This is a genomic window from Methylobacterium sp. WL7 (genome assembly GCF_008040085.1).
In the GTDB taxonomy this organism is placed as follows: Bacteria; Pseudomonadota; Alphaproteobacteria; order Rhizobiales; family Beijerinckiaceae; genus Methylobacterium; species Methylobacterium mesophilicum.
Window position 1 is genome coordinate 19,240 of the sequence record NZ_VRVG01000006.1, and the last position, 16,108, is coordinate 35,347.

15 protein-coding genes are annotated in these 16,108 nt (G+C 69.5%); 8 read left to right on the forward strand and 7 right to left on the reverse strand.

The window, feature by feature from the left end; translation table 11 throughout:
* Positions 1–81: 81 nt before the first annotated feature.
* The 4 genes from FV233_RS02940 to FV233_RS02955 form a co-directional block, all read right to left on the reverse strand.
* Positions 82–1,887, reverse strand: coding sequence for an IlvD/Edd family dehydratase (locus FV233_RS02940; RefSeq protein ID WP_147853600.1), 1,806 nt, complete (start codon positions 1,885–1,887; stop codon positions 82–84).
* 10 nt (positions 1,888–1,897) lie between these two features.
* Positions 1,898–2,632, reverse strand: coding sequence for an SDR family oxidoreductase (locus FV233_RS02945; protein WP_147896564.1), 735 nt, complete (start codon positions 2,630–2,632; stop codon positions 1,898–1,900).
* A gap of 91 nt (positions 2,633–2,723) precedes the next feature.
* Positions 2,724–3,491, reverse strand: coding sequence for an SDR family oxidoreductase (locus FV233_RS02950; RefSeq protein WP_147896565.1), 768 nt, complete (start codon positions 3,489–3,491; stop codon positions 2,724–2,726).
* A gap of 73 nt (positions 3,492–3,564) precedes the next feature.
* Positions 3,565–4,266 carry a GntR family transcriptional regulator gene (locus tag FV233_RS02955; RefSeq protein ID WP_147896566.1) on the reverse strand — a complete coding sequence of 234 codons (702 nt, stop codon included), beginning with the start codon at positions 4,264–4,266 and terminating at the stop codon, positions 3,565–3,567.
* 119 nt (positions 4,267–4,385) lie between these two features.
* Here FV233_RS02955 and FV233_RS02960 point away from each other — a divergent pair, with 119 nt between their 5' ends.
* From FV233_RS02960 to FV233_RS02990, 7 genes are all read left to right on the forward strand, one after another.
* Entirely contained in the window at positions 4,386–5,645 is a 1,260-nt protein-coding gene (locus FV233_RS02960) for an ABC transporter substrate-binding protein (RefSeq protein ID WP_147896567.1), read from the forward strand.
* A 7-nt stretch (positions 5,646–5,652) separates the two neighbouring features.
* Positions 5,653–6,528: a branched-chain amino acid ABC transporter permease gene (locus FV233_RS02965; RefSeq protein WP_147853605.1), complete on the forward strand. Its 876-nt coding sequence runs from the start codon at positions 5,653–5,655 to the stop codon at positions 6,526–6,528.
* A 14-nt stretch (positions 6,529–6,542) separates the two neighbouring features.
* Positions 6,543–9,101: a branched-chain amino acid ABC transporter ATP-binding protein/permease gene (locus FV233_RS02970; protein ID WP_147896568.1), complete on the forward strand. Its 2,559-nt coding sequence runs from the start codon at positions 6,543–6,545 to the stop codon at positions 9,099–9,101.
* Positions 9,098–10,021: a 3-hydroxyacyl-CoA dehydrogenase gene (locus FV233_RS02975; protein ID WP_147896603.1), complete on the forward strand. Its 924-nt coding sequence runs from the start codon at positions 9,098–9,100 to the stop codon at positions 10,019–10,021. Before FV233_RS02970 ends, FV233_RS02975 begins: the two co-directional genes overlap by 4 nt.
* Before the next feature lie 2 nt (positions 10,022–10,023).
* Positions 10,024–10,953: a 3-keto-5-aminohexanoate cleavage protein gene (locus tag FV233_RS02980; RefSeq protein ID WP_147896569.1), complete on the forward strand. Its 930-nt coding sequence runs from the start codon at positions 10,024–10,026 to the stop codon at positions 10,951–10,953.
* Positions 10,954–11,022: 69 nt separating this feature from the next.
* Positions 11,023–11,253 carry an AbrB/MazE/SpoVT family DNA-binding domain-containing protein gene (locus FV233_RS02985; RefSeq protein ID WP_147853608.1) on the forward strand — a complete coding sequence of 77 codons (231 nt, stop codon included), beginning with the start codon at positions 11,023–11,025 and terminating at the stop codon, positions 11,251–11,253.
* Complete coding sequence (locus FV233_RS02990) at positions 11,250–11,687, forward strand: type II toxin-antitoxin system VapC family toxin (RefSeq protein WP_147896570.1); 438 nt, start codon at positions 11,250–11,252, stop codon at positions 11,685–11,687. The genes FV233_RS02985 and FV233_RS02990 overlap by 4 nt, the downstream gene beginning before the upstream one ends.
* 16 nt (positions 11,688–11,703) lie before the next feature.
* Here FV233_RS02990 and FV233_RS02995 read toward each other — a convergent pair whose 3' ends face one another.
* Genes FV233_RS02995 through FV233_RS03005 form a run of 3 tightly spaced genes read right to left on the reverse strand, consistent with a single transcriptional unit; the run spans position 11,704 to position 14,653 of the window.
* A complete protein-coding gene (locus FV233_RS02995) occupies positions 11,704–12,018 on the reverse strand; it encodes a DUF167 family protein (protein WP_210247783.1) in 315 nt (104 codons plus the stop codon).
* Between the two features lie 11 nt (positions 12,019–12,029).
* Positions 12,030–13,400, reverse strand: a complete 1,371-nt coding sequence (locus FV233_RS03000; protein ID WP_147896571.1) for an FAD-binding oxidoreductase — start codon at positions 13,398–13,400, stop codon at positions 12,030–12,032.
* Between the two features lie 59 nt (positions 13,401–13,459).
* Positions 13,460–14,653, reverse strand: coding sequence for a fumarylacetoacetate hydrolase family protein (locus FV233_RS03005; protein WP_147853611.1), 1,194 nt, complete (start codon positions 14,651–14,653; stop codon positions 13,460–13,462).
* Positions 14,654–15,014: 361 nt separating this feature from the next.
* Here FV233_RS03005 and ugpC point away from each other — a divergent pair, with 361 nt between their 5' ends.
* A complete protein-coding gene (gene ugpC / locus FV233_RS03010) occupies positions 15,015–16,076 on the forward strand; it encodes a sn-glycerol-3-phosphate ABC transporter ATP-binding protein UgpC (protein WP_147853612.1) in 1,062 nt (353 codons plus the stop codon).
* The last annotated feature ends 32 nt before the right edge of the window (positions 16,077–16,108 follow it).

Consider the following 16,108-nt stretch of genomic DNA (forward strand, 5'->3'; position numbering starts at 1 on the left):
AATCAAAGGCCTCATCCCGCGTACCGCCGCTCCTTTTTTGCGTATCAAACCGTCATCATTCGATCTTGGTGGCGGGTCCCGTCAATGGTTATCCCGCGGGACGCCCGACGCCTGCGCCACCTTCTGAAACTTCACGGAACCCTTCAGCACCATGCCTTCGTTGAGCTGCGCCACCTGGTCGCGGTAGATCTCCTGCCAGGGCGTCTGCGTCGCCGGGAACGGGAAACCGCCCCGGGACGCGAGGTCGGCACGGCGGCGGTCGAGTTCTTCGGCCGGGAGCAGGATGTCGGCGCGACGCGTGTTGAGGTCGATGCGGACCCGGTCGCCGGATTGCAGCAGCGCCAGGCCGCCGCCCACCGCCGCCTCGGGGGAGGCGTTGAGGATCGCGGGCGTTCCGGAGGTTCCGGATTGGCGACCGTCACCGATGCAGGGGAGGGAGGTCACGCCGCGGCGGATCAGTTCCCCCGGCGGCTGCATGTTCACCACTTCGGCCGCACCGGGATAACCGACCGGGCCGGCGCCGCGCATGATCAGGACGGTGTTCTCGTCGATGCCGAGTGTCGGATCGTCGATGCGGTGGTGGTAATCCTCCGGCCCCTCGAACACGACCACGCGGCCCTCGAACGCCATCGGGTCCTCGGGGTTGCGGAGGTAGCGGGCGGCGAACTCCTCCGAGATCACACAGGTCTTCATGATCGCGGAATCGAACAGGCTGCCCTTGAGGTTGAGGAAGCCGGCCCGCTCCATCAGCGGTGTCTCGTAGGCCCGGATCACGTCGCGGTTCCAGCTGTGCCGCCCGCGATAATTCTCGCCGACGGTGAACCCGTTGCAGGTCGGCGCCTCGGTGTGGACCTTCCCGGCGTCGATCAGCTCGGCGAACACGGCGGGCAGGCCGCCCGCCCGGAAATACTCCTCGCCGAGCCAGCGGCCGGCGGGCTGCATGTCGACCAGCAGCGGGATCTCGAAGCCGACCCGCTCCCAGTCGTCGCAGGTCAGCGGCACGCCGATATGCTTGGCGATGGCGTTGATGTGGATCGGGGCGTTGGTCGAGCCGCCGATGGCGGCGTTGGCCACGATGGCGTTCTCGAACGCCTCCCGGGTCAGGATGTCGGACGGCTTGAGGTCCTCCCAGACCATGTCGACGATGCGCAACCCGGTGGCGTAGGCGGCCTGCCCGCGCTCGCGGTAGGGGGCGGGAATCGCCGACGAGCCGGGCAGGGCGAGGCCCAGCGCTTCGGCCAGCGCGTTCATGGTCGAGGCCGTGCCCATGGTGTTGCAATGGCCCGTGGACGGGGCCGACGAGCCGACGATGTCCATGAATTGCTGGAAGTCGATATCGCCGGCCGCGTGCCGCTCGCGGGTCTTCCAGACGATCGTGCCCGAGCCGGTCAGCTCCTTCTGGAAGTAGCCGTTGAGCATCGGCCCGACATTGAGCGAGATCGCCGGGATGTTCACGGTGGCGGCGGCCATCAGGCAGGCCGGCATGGTCTTGTCGCAGCCGGTCAGCAGCACGACGCCGTCCAGCGGATAGCCGTACAGGACTTCGACCAGCGACAGGTAGGCGAGGTTCCGGTCGAGGGAGGCGGTCGGCCGCTTGCCGGTCTCCTGGATCGGGTGACACGGGAATTCGAAGGCCACGCCCCCGGCCGCCGTGATGCCGTCGCGCACGCGCTTGGCCAGTTCAAGATGGTGCCGGTTGCACGGTGACAGGTCGGAGCCGGTCTGGGCGATGCCGATCAGCGGCTTGCCGGACCGCAGCTCGGCGGGCGTGAGGCCGAAATTCAGGTAGCGCTCCAAATACAGCGCCGTCATGCCCGGATTGTGCGGGTTGTCGAACCACGCCTTGGAGCGCAGGTCGGCGGGGGATACGCGGCGCTTCTCGCTCATGGTCGAATCCTCAGATCGTCATGCCACCGTCGATGGAATAGCTCTGGCCGGTCACGAAGGCGGCCTCGTCGCTGGCCAGGAACACCACCAGCGGGGCGATCTCCTCGGCCGTGGCCAGGCGGCCCATGGGCTGGCGGGCGATGAACGCCTTGCGGGCCTCCACGGGATCGTCGAACGCGTTGATCCGGTCGGCGAGCGACGGCGTGTCGACCGTGCCGGGACAGATGCAGTTGCAGCGGATGCCGCGGCCCACGTAATCCGCCGCCACCGACTTGGTCAGGCCGATCACCGCGGCCTTGGTCAGTCCGTAGACGAAGCGGTTCGGCAGCCCGCGCAGGGAGCCGGCGACGCTCGCCATGTTGACGATACTCCCGGCGCCGGCCTCGAGCATCCGTGGCAGGACCGCGCGGATCGTCCAGAACTGCGACCGGACGTTGAGGTTCACCGCGAAGTCGAAATCCGCGTCGCTGGCGTCGAGCACCGTGCCGGCATGGACGTAGCCCGCGCAGTTGAACAGCACGTCGATCCGGTCCAGCCCGCCGGCCACGGCCTCGATCTGCGCCCGGTCGAGCACGTCGAGGGGCGCGGTGGTGACGTTGGCTACGCCCTCGAAGGTTCCGAGTGCGGCGGCCCGGACGTCGGTGGCCAGCACCTGCGCGCCCTCGCGCGCCAGCGCCAGGACGCTCGCCCGGCCGATGCCCTGGCCGGCGGCCGTGACCAATGCTGTCTTGCCCGCGAGACGCATGCTGCCGTTCCTCCCGATCGCGCGGTCGTGGTGCCGCCTGCCCGCCAATCTGCCGTGATCCGATCCGCGGCGTAAACCGTGCCGCCCGCGTTCAGGACAACATCCGCGTGTCGCCGTCGATGGAGATCGCCTGACCGGAGATCGTCCGGCCCCGCGGCGAGCACAGCAGCAGGATCTGGTCGGCGAGCTGCCGGGCCGTGACGTAGTCCTTCACCGACACGAACGAGAAGGCGCGCGCCTCCATCTCGGCAAAGCTCGTGCCCTGCTGCTGCGCCTTGGCCTCGAGGACCCGGCGCTGCCGGTCGCCGGCCACCAGCCCGGGCAGGATCGCGTTCACCCGGATACCCGCCTCGCCCAGCTCGATCGCGAGGGACTTGGTGAAGCCGATCACACCCCATTTCGCCGCCGCGTAGGGGCTGCGCAGGCCGAAGCCGAATTTACCGGCGGCCGACGACAGGTTGACGATGGAGCCGTTGCTGCTCGCGCGCAGGTGGGGCACCGCCAGGCGCGCGCAGTTGAACTGGCTGGTCAGGCAGACCGTCAGGCAGCGGTCCCATTCCTCCGGGGCGATCTCCTCGACCCGCCCGGTCGGCCCGGCGATGCCGGCGTTGTTGACCAGCACGTCGAGGCCGCCGAGATGCTCGACCGCCGCCGCCATCATGGTGCCGACCGCGTCCCGGTCGGCGACGTCGGTCCGGCAGCGCCCCACCGCCTCGGGGAGGGCGGCCAGGGCCTCCTGGTCGATGTCGCAGGCGAAGACCCGCGCGCCTTCCTCGAGGAAGGCGTCGACGATGCCGCGTCCGATTCCGGCGGCGCCCGCGGTCACGAGTACGCGCAGGCCGGCGATTCCGAGATCCATGGTCGTTCCTCCCGTCCAGGCATCGCTTCGAAGGCGTTCGTCGCCCTTCGGCTGAAGTCGATGCTCACCAAAACTACGCGTCCCGCAGCCCTCCGCGGGATAGGATGAAGTCGGCGGCCTCGCGGATGTCCGCGGCGATCGCAGCCGCCGCCGCGGGTCCGTCCTGGGCCTCGATCGCCCCCAGCGCCTCGGCATGCCGGCGCAGGGCGAAACCCTCGAGCAGCCGTTCGGGGTGGGCGCGCAGGTCCAGGTTGATGACCGGGCCCGCCTTCAGCCAAAGCCGGGCGATGATCGCGTGCAACGGCTCCAATCCGCAGGCTGCGTAGATCGCAAAGTGCAGGTCGCGGTTCAGCCGGACGGCCAGGGTGCTGTCCGGCTGCGCGGATGCGGCCGCCAGGCGGAACGCCGCCTCGGCCTTCCGGATCGCGACGAGTTCGGGTTCGCTCCGGCGCTCGGCGGCGCGCGCGGCGGCCATGCCCTCGACGGCCATGCGGGTCTCGGCCAGCGCCCGGAAATCCTGCGCCGTCATGATCGGCACCCGGATCGCCCGGGTCGCCGCCACTTCGAGGACGCCGTCGGCGACGAGTCGGCTCACCGCCTCGCGCACCGGCATCACCGAGACGCCGAGCGCCGCCGCGCTCTGGCGCAGGGACAGCCGGTCGCCGGGAGCGAGCCGGCCGGACGCCAGGAGGTCCGACAGGGCCTCGTACGCCGTGTCGGCCAGGGTGCGCCGTTCGAGCTGGGGTAATTCGGCGAGGGCCGACATGGAACTCATGTGCCGACACTAGACGGATCCGGCACTATCGCGCTAGTGATCTGTGATCACAGTTTGGGTGAGGGCCGTCAGAGCCCGTCAAGAATGCCCGGCTGGAGGAAACGCACGGGAGCGGAACGATGACGGATCGGTTCGGGGATTCTCTCTCTCGCCGCGGCCTGCTGCGAGTCGGCGGCGCGGCCCTCATCGCGCCGGCGCTCGCCAGCCCGGCCCTGTCCCAGGGACAGTCGGACGTGATCCGGATCGGTCACTTGACCCCTCGTACCGGCTTCCTCGGGCCGCTGGGCGAGTTCGCCGTTCAGGCCGCGCAGCTCGCCGTCGAGGAGATCAACGCCGCCGGCGGCATCGCCGGCCGGAAGGTCGAGCTGCTGGCCGAAGACAGCGTCAATCCGCAGACCGCCTCGGCCAAGGCCGAGCGCATGGTCCAGCGCGACCGCGTCGCCTGCCTGGTCGGCGAGATCAACTCCGCCTCGGCGCTGGCGATCAGCCAGGTGGCGCAGCGCGAGAAGGTGCTGTTCATCAACACCGGCGCGAACTCGGACGCGCTGCGCGGTGCCGACTGCAAGCGCTACCTGTTCCACGTCGAGGCGCAGAACACCATGATGGTCCGCGCAGCGGGCCGGGCGCTGGTGGAGAAGGGCCTGATCAAGGGCAAGAAGGTCTACGCGCTCACCGCCGACTACGCGTTCGGTCACGACCTGCTCAAGCAGGCCAAGAAGTTCTTCATCGCGAACGAGGCGACGCTCGCCGGCGAGGACCTGATCCCCACCGAGCTCACCGACTTCTCGCCGTTCCTGCTGAAGCTGCGTCAGGGCCGGCCGGATCTCGTGATCTGCAACCTCGCGGGCGCCCAGATCACCAACTTCCTCAAGCAGTACAGCGAGTTCGGGTTGCCGTTCCCGGTCGCCGGCTTCGGCTTCGATACGGCGTTGGCCTGGGGCGCGGGCCCCGGCAACTTCCTCGGCACATGGCCGGTGGTCTGGCACCACCAGATCGATTCACCGTCGGCCAAGGCATTCGTGACGGCCTTCCGGGCGAAGTACAAGAAGCCGCCGGAGAACCAGGGCTGGGGCGACTACACGGCGATGAAGATCGTCGCCCAATCCATGAACGCGCTGAAGTCGACCGATTCCACCAAGATCGTGGAGTACCTGGAGAAGGGCGCGACCTTCGACATCGCCAAGACCCGGGAGGGCTACTTCCGCCCCTGGGACCACGAGCTGATGCAGGAGATGTACGCGATCACCGCCCTGCCGGCGGACCAGGTCAAGAATCCCTACGACATCTTCACGGCGACCGGGCCGCTGCCCGGTCCCGGCGAGAGCCTGGAGGTGCTCGCCACCACCCGCGACGAGAACGCCTGCACCTTCCCGGCGTGAGGCGGCCATGCAACTCGTCTTCATCCTCGAGCAGGTGCTCAACGGCCTTCTGATCGGCGTCCAGTATCTGCTGATCGCGCTGGGCCTGTCGCTGATCTTCAGCCTCGGCGGGATCGTGAACCTCGCCCACGGCGCGTTCTACGCCATCGGCGCCTACCTGACCGTCGTGCTGACTCCGACGATCGGCTTCGGCGGCGCGCTCGTCGCCTCGCCGCTGCTGGTGGCCGTACTCGGCCTCGTGATCGAGCGGTTCCTGCTCCGGCGGTTCTACCGGGGCGATCCGACGCTCGGTCTGCTGCTCACCTTCGGCCTCGCCATGGTGGCCGAGCAGGCCCTGCGCATGGCCTTCGGGGCGGCGCCGCTGCCCTACGGCATCCCGGGGTGGCTCCGGGGCCAGGTGTTCATCGGCGACCTGATCTACTCGCGCTACAGGCTCTCGATCCTGGTGGTGGCGCTCGCCTGCGTCGGTGGCCTGTGGCTGCTCCTGACCCGCACCAGCTTCGGCCGCGTGGTCCGGGCCGGCGTCCAGAACCCCGACATGGTCGCGGCTCTGGGCATTTCGCTCCGTCCGTACATGAGCGCGGTGGTGACGATCGCCGTCGGGCTGGCGGCCCTCGCCGGGACCATGATGGCGCCGGTCACCGGGGTTCACCCCGCCATGGGTGCCGAGATCCTGACCTTCGCCTTCGTCGTGGTGGTGATCGGCGGGCTCGGCTCGTTCTGGGGCGTGGTGCTGGCCGCCCTGATCGTCGGCGTGGTTCGGGGGCTCACCGCCTACGCCTACCCGCCCGCGACCGAGGCCGCCGTCTACGGCCTCATGGTGCTCGTCCTGCTGCTGCGCCCGCGCGGCCTGTTCGGCGAGCAGATCGCCCGATTCGAGTGAGCGGGAGCAGCCCCATGTCCGGAACCGCCGAACCGCTGCCGCTCGCCATCCCACAGCGCGGCCTGATCCTGCGCGAGAGCCGCCAGCTCTGGGCGGCGCTCGCCGCCCTGATCGTCCTGCCCTTCGCCCTCGACGCGATCGGCCTGACGCTGATCACCGCCACCGACGTGGTGATCTTCGCCCTCGCCGTGCTCGGACTCAACATCCTGGTGGGCTGGACAGGCCTCGTCTCCTTCGGCCACGGGGCGTGGTTCGGGATCGGGGCCTACGCGGTGGCGATCCTTCAGACCCGCCTGGCGCCGGGCGACATGGCCCTGCCGCTGTTCGGCGCGCTGGCGATCACCGGTGTCGCGGCGCTGGCCGGCGGCGCCCTGATCCTGCGGCGGCGCGGCGTCTACTTCTCATTGCTGACGCTCGCGTTCACCGCGATGCTGTACGCCATCGCGTTCCGCTGGACCGACCTCACCGGCGGCGAGAACGGCATCGGCAACCTGCACCGCTGGGAGGTGCTGCAGCGGCCCGGCGCCTACTACGCCGCAGTCTCCGGCATCGCCTTCCTGGTCCTCGTCGCGCTCTGGCGCTTCCGGCGCTCGCCGATGGGAACGGTGCTGGTCGCGATCCGCGAGAATGAGCAGCGCGCCGGCTTCCTCGGCTACGCCACCAACCGCTACAAGCTCGCGGCCTTCGTGATCTCGGCGTCGATCACCGGGCTGGCCGGCGCGCTCTCCGCCTACAGCCACCGCTTCACCTCGGCCGACCCGATCTCCATCGCGTTTTCGGGCGAACTGCTGGCCATGGTGGTGATCGGCGGGATGCGCTCGTTCCTGGGGCCTGCCCTCGGGGCCCTGTTCTACATCCTGTTCCGGGAGTTCCTCTCGATCTACACCGGCGACTGGCTGCTGTATTTCGGGCTGCTGTTCGTCGCCTTCATCGTGTTCTCGCCGGACGGGCTCGTGGGGATCGCGGCCCGGCTGATGCGGCCGTTCCGACGCGTACCGGGGGAGGGCGCCGCGATGTCGGCTCGTCGGGCCGGTGCCTCGGGCCGCGTCCCGGCCCGGTTCATCGCCGAGGGGCGTTCCGACGGCCCGGTCCTGGTCGCGGAGGACATCCGCAAGAGCTTCGGACCGGTCGCCGCCGTGCGCGGCGTCTCCTTCGCGGTGGCCGACCGGACGCTGCACGCCCTGATCGGCCCGAACGGCGCCGGCAAGACCACGGCGTTCAACCTGCTTTCCGGGCTGTTCCGGCCCAATTCCGGCCGGATCCTCCTCGACGGCCGGGAGATCGCCGGGCTCGAGCCCCACGCGATCACCCGGGCCGGCCTCGGCCGCTCGTTCCAGATCACCAACCTGTTTCCGGGCCTATCGGTGGAGGAGAACATCCGGCTCGCCGTCCAGGCCCGCCACCCGGCCCACATGAACCCGTGGCGCGACGCGCTCCGCCTGCGGGAGATCGCCGACGACACGGCCGAGCTGCTGCGCTGGACCGGTCTTGCCGGGATCGAGAAGGCGGAGGCCGGCAGCCTCTCCTACGGCGGGCAGCGGCTCCTCGACATGGGCCTGGCGCTGGCCACGCGCCCGCGGGTCCTGCTGCTTGACGAGCCGCTGGCCGGCCTGGCCGCGGCCGAGCGGGAGCGCGTCGGCGACCTGATCAAGGCGCTCTCCGCCGACATCCCGGTGCTGCTCGTCGAGCACGACATCGACCGGGTCTTCCGCCTGGCCGACCGGGTCACCGTGATGGCGGACGGCGCGGTGCTGGTGGACGGTTCCGTGGCCAACGCCCGGGACGACGCGCGGGTGCAGGCGGTCTATCTCGGCTCCGGGACGGAGGCGATCGCGGCGAAGCCGCGTGCCAGCGCCGCCGCGACCGAGACGCTGCTGACGATGGCGGGCGTCGACACCTTCTACGGCAAGTCGCACATCCTCAACGGCGTGGACCTGACGGTGCACAAGGGCGAGGTGGTGGCCCTCCTCGGCCGCAACGGCGCCGGCAAGTCGACCCTGCTGAAGACCCTGATCGGTACGGCGCCCCCGGCCGCCGGCCGGATCGTCCTCGGCGCGCAGGATATCGCCGGGCTCACGCCGGACCGGATCGCCCGGCTCGGCATCGGCTACGTGCCGCAGGGACGGGCGCTGTTCGCGGGCATGAGCGTAGCTGAGAACCTCGGTCTCGGCCGGCTGCGGCGCCTGACCGGCGCGGGCATCCACTGGGACGAGGACAAGGTCCTGGAATTCTTCCCGCGCCTCAAGCAGCGCTGGACCGTCGACGCCGCACGCCTGTCCGGCGGCGAGCAGCAGATGGTGGCGGTGGCGCGGGCGCTCTCGGGCGACACGCGCCTCCTCCTCCTCGACGAGCCCTTCGAGGGCCTGTCGCCGGCGGTGACCGAGGAACTGTTCGAGGCGTTCGACCGTCTGCGCCGGGAGATCGCGATCATCCTGGTGGATCACCACCTCGACCTCGCGCTGGCGCTCTCCGACCGGACCGTCGCGCTGGAGCGCGGCAGCGTGCAGTGGACCGGCGAGTCGCGCCTGCTGCGCGAGGACCAGGATCTGAGGCGGAAGGTGCTGTGGCTATGACGGAAAGCGTCGCGATCGTCGGCGCCGGCCTGATCGGCCGGGCCTGGGCGATGATCTTCGCCCGCGCCGGCTGGGACGTGCGCCTGTTCGATGCCGCCGACGGCGTCGCCCAGGCCGCGATCCCGCTCTGCGCCGCGGGCCTGCGGACGCTCTGCGAGAACGGGCTCTGCCCCGATCCGGAGGCGGCGTCCGGCCGTATCCGGGCCCCGGACGGTCTGGCCGCCTGCCTCGACGGCGTCGGCTTCGTTCAGGAGAACGGGCCGGAACGGCTCGACGTGAAGCAGGCCCTGTTCGCGGAACTCGACGCCCTGGCGCCGCCGGACGCGATCATCGCCTCCTCATCCTCGGCGATCCGCTGCTCGCTGTTCACCCAGGGGCTTCCGGGACGCGGCCGATGCCTGATCGGCCATCCCGTGAACCCGCCGCACCTGATCCCGCTCGTGGAGATCTCCGGCGCCCCCTGGACGGAGGCCGCGGTGCTGGAGCGCGCCCGGGCGACCTACGAGAGGATCGGACAGGTGCCGATCACCGTCCTGAAGGAGATCGAGGGCTTCATCCTCAACCGGCTCCAGGGCGCGCTGCTGGCGGAGGCGTTCCGCCTGGCGTCGGAGGGGTACGTGACCCCGCAGGATCTGGACAAGACCGTCGCGGACGGGCTCGGCCTGCGCTGGAGCTTCATGGGGCCGTTCGAGACGATCGAGCTTAACGCCCCCGGCGGCATCGCCGATTACTGCGCGCGCTACACCGGATTCTACAAGAGCCTCGCCGCCGACCCGGCGCCCCCGAGCGTTTACGAGGCGCCGGCCACCCAGACGATCCTCGCGAACTGGCGAGCGCCCGCAGACCTGCCCGCCCGCATGAACCGCCGCGACGCGCGGCTGGCCGCCCTGCGGGCCCACAAGCTGTCACAGAAGGACTGAGCATGGCCTCACAGCGGAAAGTCATCATCACCTGCGCCGTCACCGGCGCGATCCACACGCCCAGCATGTCGCCGCATCTGCCGGTGACGCCGGAGGAGATCGCCGACGCCGCGATCGGTGCCGCGGAAGCCGGGGCGGCGATCATCCACCTGCACGCCCGCGACCCCGAGACCGGTCAGCCCGATCAGTCGCCGGAGGCCTTCGCCAAGTTTCTGCCGGTGATCAAGCAGCGCTCCGGCTGCGTCGTGAACATCACCACCGGCGGCGCGCCGACCATGTCGATCGAGGAGCGGGTGCGCCCCGCCGCGACCTTCCAGCCGGAAGTGGCCTCGCTCAACCTCGGCTCGATGAATTTCGGCCTGTTCGGCATGCTGGACCGCTTCAAGGACCTGAAGCACCAGTGGGAGCGGGATTACCTCGGCAACAAGGACATCATCTTCCGCAACACGTTCGGCCAGATCGAGCACATCCTCACCACCTGCGGTCCCAACGGCACGCGGTTCGAGTTCGAGTGCTACGACACGGCCCACCTCTACAACCTCAAATACTTCTTCGACCGCGGGCTGGTTAAGGCGCCGCTGTTCATCCAGACCGTGTTCGGCCTGCAGGGCGGCATCGGCGCGCATCCCGACGACGTGATGCACATGAAGCGCACCGCCGACCGGCTGTTCGGCGATCAGTACCGCTGGTCGGTGCTGGGCGCGGGCCGAAACCAGATGAACATCGCCGCCATGGCGGCCGCGATGGGCGGCAACGTTCGCGTCGGCCTGGAAGACAGCCTCTGGGACGGCCCCGGCAAGCTCGCGGAAACCAACGCCGCCCAGGTCCGCCGCGTCCGCTCGATCATCGAGGGACTGGGGCTGGAGATCGCGTCGCCCGACGAAGCCCGCGAGATGCTGTCGCTGAAGGGCGGGGACAAGGTCGCGTTCTGAGGAGGGTCCACCCTTGCTTGTGCGGTCGCCGACGTGGGCATATGTTAAGCCATATGTCGGGAGGTGAGCATGGAGCGCATCGCCAAGGTCTTCAGGAATAACCGCAGCCAAGCCGTCCGAATTCCGAAGGAGTTCGAATTGCCTGGCGACGAAGTGTCGGTCTCTCGACAACCCGATGGGAGCCTGATCCTTCGACCACGGCTTCGCCTCGAGGCTCTCATCGCGTCGCTGGAACCGCTTCCGCGGGAAGACAGGTTGGACGAAATCCCGGATCTCGAGGCGGAAGACGTCGTTCTGTGAGCGGCATCGTGCGCTATCTGCTCGATACCAACATTCTGTCGGATCTCATCAATCGCGGGCGGGACGGCCCAGTCGCCGCCATGCTCGAAGGGCGCACAGCCAATGTGTGCACAAGCATCGTGGCGGCCGCCGAGATCCGGTATGGCGTGGCGCGAAAAGGGTCTCAGTCTCTTGCAGACCGCGCCGAAACAGCGCTCGGAACGATTCCGATCGCCCCTCTGGCAGCGCCGGCCGATCGCTATTACGGCGAGATCCGCGCGCTCCTCACAAAGCGGGGCACGCCGATCGGGCCGAACGACCTCCTGATCGCTGCCCAATGCCTCGCCTTGAATCTATGTCTTGTCAGCGCGAACCTGAGTGAATTCCGCCGCGTTCCAGGGCTGGAAATCGAGAATTGGCTCGACCCACATGCCGTGGGCAACGACTTGCATTAACGTCGCCAGCAAGTGCCTATCCCGGCACACCAAAAACTTTGGCGAGGGCCTCATCGTCCACGCCGGTGATCTCCAGGCGCTTCATCCGGCCCTGATGGCCGGCAACGATCTGGACGGCGCCGGCCGCGATCCTGAGAGAGCCGGCGATCAGCCGTTCGAGCGCCGTGTTGGCGGCGCCGTCGACCGGCGGGGCGGCGACGCGCACCTTGAGACAGGGGGCGCCGTCCGCGTCGCGGATCCAGCCGTCCACGGCGTCGCGTCCGCCGCGCGGGGTCAGCCGGACGGTTAGCCGCAGCGGTTTGACCGCCGTCTCCGACGGAGCTCGTGCCACCGCACCCGCCTTCAGAAAATCTTGCCCGGGTTCAGCCGGTTGTCCGGGTCGAGCGCGCGCTTGATCAGCCGCATGGCGCCGATCTCCTCCGGCGAGCGCGACAGGGGCAGCTTGCCGCGCTTCTCCAGGCCGATGCCGTGCTCCGCCGAAACCGAGCCGTTCAGCTCGGCCAGCGGCGCGTAGATCGCGGCGTCGATGGCCGCGTTGCCGGCGGCGTCGAGGCGGGTCGTGTTCCAGTGCAGGTTGTTGTCGCCGATATGTCCGTAGACCACCGCGCGGCAGCCCGGGACCGCCGCCAAGCGTTCGAGGGCGCCTTGGACGTAGCCGTTCATCTTCGAGAGCGGCACGCTGATGTCGAAGGCGCGCTCGATCCCATCGGCGTTCAGGTGCTCGACCCGGTCGCGGATACGCCACATCCCCCGGCGCTGCTCCTCTGAGGAGGCCACGGCCGCGTCGAGGATCGTGCCCTCACCCATCAGGCCTTCCAGCAGGCCGAGGAACCGGTCCGACTCCTCCGGCACGCACTCGACCTCGATGATGGCGTAGAACGGGTAGTCGTAGCCCAGCGGCGGCGTCGCCCGGCCGGGGGCGGTCATCAGCTTATAAAAATCCGGCCACAGGCCCTCGAAGGAGGACACGCGCCCCTGGAACGCGCTCTGGGCGGCGCGCAGGACCCGGGCGCCGTCATCGACCCCCGGGCAGGCGATCAGCGCGGTGGCGTAGCCGGCCGGCTCCGGGCGCAGGCGCAGGACGGCGCGGGTGACGATCCCGAGCGTCCCCTCGGTGCCGATGAAGACCTGCTTCAGGTCGAGCCCGGTGTTGTTCTTGATCAGCGGGCGCATGGACGAGACCACCGTGCCGTCCGCCAGCACCGCCTCCAGGCCCAGCACCATCTCGCGCATCATGCCGTAGCGCAGCACCCGCAGGCCGCCGGCATTCGTGGAGATCGCGCCGCCGATCGTGGCCGAGCCGCGGGCGCCGAGATCCAGCGGGAAGAACAGGCCGTTCTCCGTGGCGGCGTTCTGTACGCTCTCGATTGTGGCGCCGGTGCCGACCACCACGGTCATGCCGAGGGGATCAATCGGCTCGATCCCGGTCATCCGCTCGGTGGAGAGGGTGATCTCGTCCGGCGCGCAGAGGGTGCCGTCCACGAGGCCGGTGGCGCCGCCCCGCGGCACGATCGCGACCCCCGCCGCGTGGCAGGCAGCCAGAACGGCGCTGGTCTCGGCGGTGTTGCGCGGTCGCACGAGGGCGAGGGCCGCGCAGGGCTCCGTCGGCCGTGTCCAGTTCGCCGACCGGCCGCGCAATTCCGCGCCGGTGACGAGGCCGGACGGCCCGACGATATCGGAAAGACGCGCGAGGATCGATTCGGCGGCTGTCATCGGATGGGTCTCTGCGGCTGGGGCCGTATGGTCCGGCGTGCTGCGGGCGTCAGGCTCTGTCACAGAAGCCCGCGCGCGGCGAGATTGCGCATCAGCGCGCGGGCGCCGAACGTCCAGGGCTCGCAGGCGTCGCAGGGGCGCATGCGGTTGACGAGGCTGCCGAGTTCCGGGCTCGCCACGACGACGCGGTCGCCCTCGACATGGGTGAAGCCGAGGCCGGGACCGTGCCGGTCCTGGATCGGCGCGAACATCGTGCCGAGCAGCAGGATCGCACCGTCCGGGTAATCGTGGGTGCGGCCCATCAGGGCCCCGACCAACTCTTCCGGGTCGCGGCTGATCTCGGCGAGCGGAGAGGTACCCTCCATCCGGAACCCGTCGGTGCCGGTCACCTCGAGCGTCACGGTGGTGCGCCGGACGTGGTCGAGGTCGAAGGTCTCGTCGAACACCCTAAGGAACGGGCCCAGGGCGCAGGAGGCGTTGTTGTCCTTGGCCTTGCCCAGCAGCAGCGCCGAGCGGCCCTCGAAATCGCGCAGGTTCACGTCGTTGGCGAGGGTCGCGCCGACGATTTTCTGTTGCGATGAGACCGCCAGCGCGACTTCCGGCTCTGGGTTGTTCCAGTGCGAATCCGGGTGCAGCCCGGCGTCTGCGCCGCAGCCCACCGCCGAGAGCGGTTGCGCCTTGGTGAAGATCTCCGCGTCCGGCCCGATCCCGACCTCGAGATACTGGCTCCAGGCTCCCTGGGCGACCAGGACCTCCTTCAGCGCCATCGCGGCGGGCGAGCCGGGCTTGAGCCGGCGCAGGTCGTGCCCGACCAGGCGCTCGACTTCCGTGCGGATCGCCGCGGCCGCCGCCAGATCGCCCCGGGCCCGCTCTTCGATCACCCGTTCCAGCATCGACGTCGCGAAGGTGACGCCGGCCGCCTTGAGCGCCTGGAGGTCCACCGGGGCGAGGAGCCACGGCTGTCCGGGGTCGCGGCCGTCCGGCGGGGTGTTGGCCAGCATCGCGTCGAGGCTGCCGAGATCCGCGCCCTCGGCGGCGCGCAGAGCCGCGGCGGCGTCCGGCGTCTCGCACAGGTCGCTGACCGTCGCGAAGCGCGCCGTGACGTCGACGACGCGCGCCTCGCCGCCCGAACCCGCCCGGATCGCCACCACGCTCGGTCCGCCGACATCCGGGCGCCACACCCGGCCGACCAATGCACCCCGGACGCCGTCGGTGGGCAGGATCTCGCCTGCGGTCAGACCGGAATGTGCCATACCGTCCTCCTCCTTCGGGATCCCGCCCGCCGTCTTCGGTTCTGCCCGGCCGGCGCACCGGTAGCGGGGCCGATGCCATCGCCTTAGCATCCGGTGACGGCTCAGGCGCCGGCGGGATGTTTCATGCCGGCGGCCTCGTCACCGATCCCGGGCTGCCGGGCAAGCCCGGCCGAACCCGGCCGAGCGGCCACCGACGCCGAACTCCGACCCGGTCGTCAGGATGCAGGATCCCGCAGGAAGGCCCTGACAGAAACGGGATATGATTCAAAATTCAGGTTTCACCGACTTGCTTTCCGTTGGACGCTCAACTGTACTGCTCACACAGGAGTCGCCGTCAGAGCGTCCCTGATTGGGAGGAAGCATGGCCTCGGTGGGAATCCGCGAGGTTCGCAAGGCTTTCGGATCGACGAACGTCCTGCACGGCGTGTCCGTGGACATCCGGGACGGCGAGTTCGTGATCCTGGTCGGACCTTCGGGCTGCGGAAAATCGACGTTGCTGCGGATGATTGCCGGCTTGGAGAATATCTCCGGCGGCGAGATCCGTATCGGTGAGCGTGTCGTCAATGATGTTCCGCCCAAGGAGCGGGACATCGCCATGGTGTTCCAGAACTACGCGCTCTACCCGCACCTCACGGTTCGCGAGAACATGGCGTTCTCCATGCGGATCCGGAAGGCGCGGGCTGCCGAGATCGACGAGCGCGTCAGCAAGGCCGCGCAGATCCTCGGATTGACCCATCTCCTCGACCGCTACCCGCGCCAGCTCTCCGGCGGCCAGCGGCAGCGCGTCGCCATGGGCCGGGCGATCGTGCGCGATCCGCAGGTGTTCCTGTTCGACGAGCCTTTGTCGAACCTCGACGCCAAGCTGCGCGTGGCGATGCGCACCGAGATCAAGGAGCTGCACCAGCGCCTGAAGACCACGACCATCTACGTCACCCATGATCAGATCGAGGCCATGACCATGGCCGACCGGATCGTGGTTATGCACGACGGCGTGGTCGAGCAGATCGGGCCACCGCTGGAACTCTACGACCGGCCCGACAACCTGTTCGTGGCGGGCTTCATCGGATCCCCCGCGATGAACTTTGTGAACGGGACGGTCCGGAGGAACGGGCATCTCGTCTTCGCGGCGGATTCGGGCCTGACGATCCCCCTGAACGAGGCGCCGGTGGGCACCGAGGGCCGGAAGCTGGTCCTCGGGATGCGGCCCGAGCATTTCGATCTGGCGCGCGATGGGATCGCCGCCGAAGTCGTGGTGGTCGAGCCGACCGGGTCCGAGACCATGCTGGCGGTGCGGGCCCAGGGCCAGGACTTCACCTGCGTGCTGCGCGAGCGCGTCGGCGAGGGCCCCGGCGAGACCGTCTACCTGCGGCCGAACCGCGTGCACTTCTTCGATGCCGAGTCCGGACGACGCCTGCCGACCTGACCCGTTTTCGGTTGCCGAGCCCGGCCGCCCGG

Coding starts and splice junctions, on each gene's coding strand:
- FV233_RS02980 (WP_147896569.1), top strand. CDS start 10,024: ATGGCCTCACAGCGGAAAGTCATCATCACCTGCGCCGTCACCGGCGCG.
- FV233_RS02985 (WP_147853608.1), top strand. CDS start 11,023: ATGGAGCGCATCGCCAAGGTCTTCAGGAATAACCGCAGCCAAGCCGTC.
- FV233_RS02965 (WP_147853605.1), top strand. CDS start 5,653: ATGCAACTCGTCTTCATCCTCGAGCAGGTGCTCAACGGCCTTCTGATC.
- FV233_RS03005 (WP_147853611.1), bottom strand. CDS start 14,653: ATGGCACATTCCGGTCTGACCGCAGGCGAGATCCTGCCCACCGACGGC.
- FV233_RS02970 (WP_147896568.1), top strand. CDS start 6,543: ATGTCCGGAACCGCCGAACCGCTGCCGCTCGCCATCCCACAGCGCGGC.
- ugpC (WP_147853612.1), top strand. CDS start 15,015: ATGGCCTCGGTGGGAATCCGCGAGGTTCGCAAGGCTTTCGGATCGACG.
- FV233_RS02950 (WP_147896565.1), bottom strand. CDS start 3,491: ATGGATCTCGGAATCGCCGGCCTGCGCGTACTCGTGACCGCGGGCGCC.
- FV233_RS02955 (WP_147896566.1), bottom strand. CDS start 4,266: ATGAGTTCCATGTCGGCCCTCGCCGAATTACCCCAGCTCGAACGGCGC.
- FV233_RS02960 (WP_147896567.1), top strand. CDS start 4,386: ATGACGGATCGGTTCGGGGATTCTCTCTCTCGCCGCGGCCTGCTGCGA.
- FV233_RS02975 (WP_147896603.1), top strand. CDS start 9,098: ATGACGGAAAGCGTCGCGATCGTCGGCGCCGGCCTGATCGGCCGGGCC.
- FV233_RS02945 (WP_147896564.1), bottom strand. CDS start 2,632: ATGCGTCTCGCGGGCAAGACAGCATTGGTCACGGCCGCCGGCCAGGGC.
- FV233_RS03000 (WP_147896571.1), bottom strand. CDS start 13,400: ATGACAGCCGCCGAATCGATCCTCGCGCGTCTTTCCGATATCGTCGGG.
- FV233_RS02940 (WP_147853600.1), bottom strand. CDS start 1,887: ATGAGCGAGAAGCGCCGCGTATCCCCCGCCGACCTGCGCTCCAAGGCG.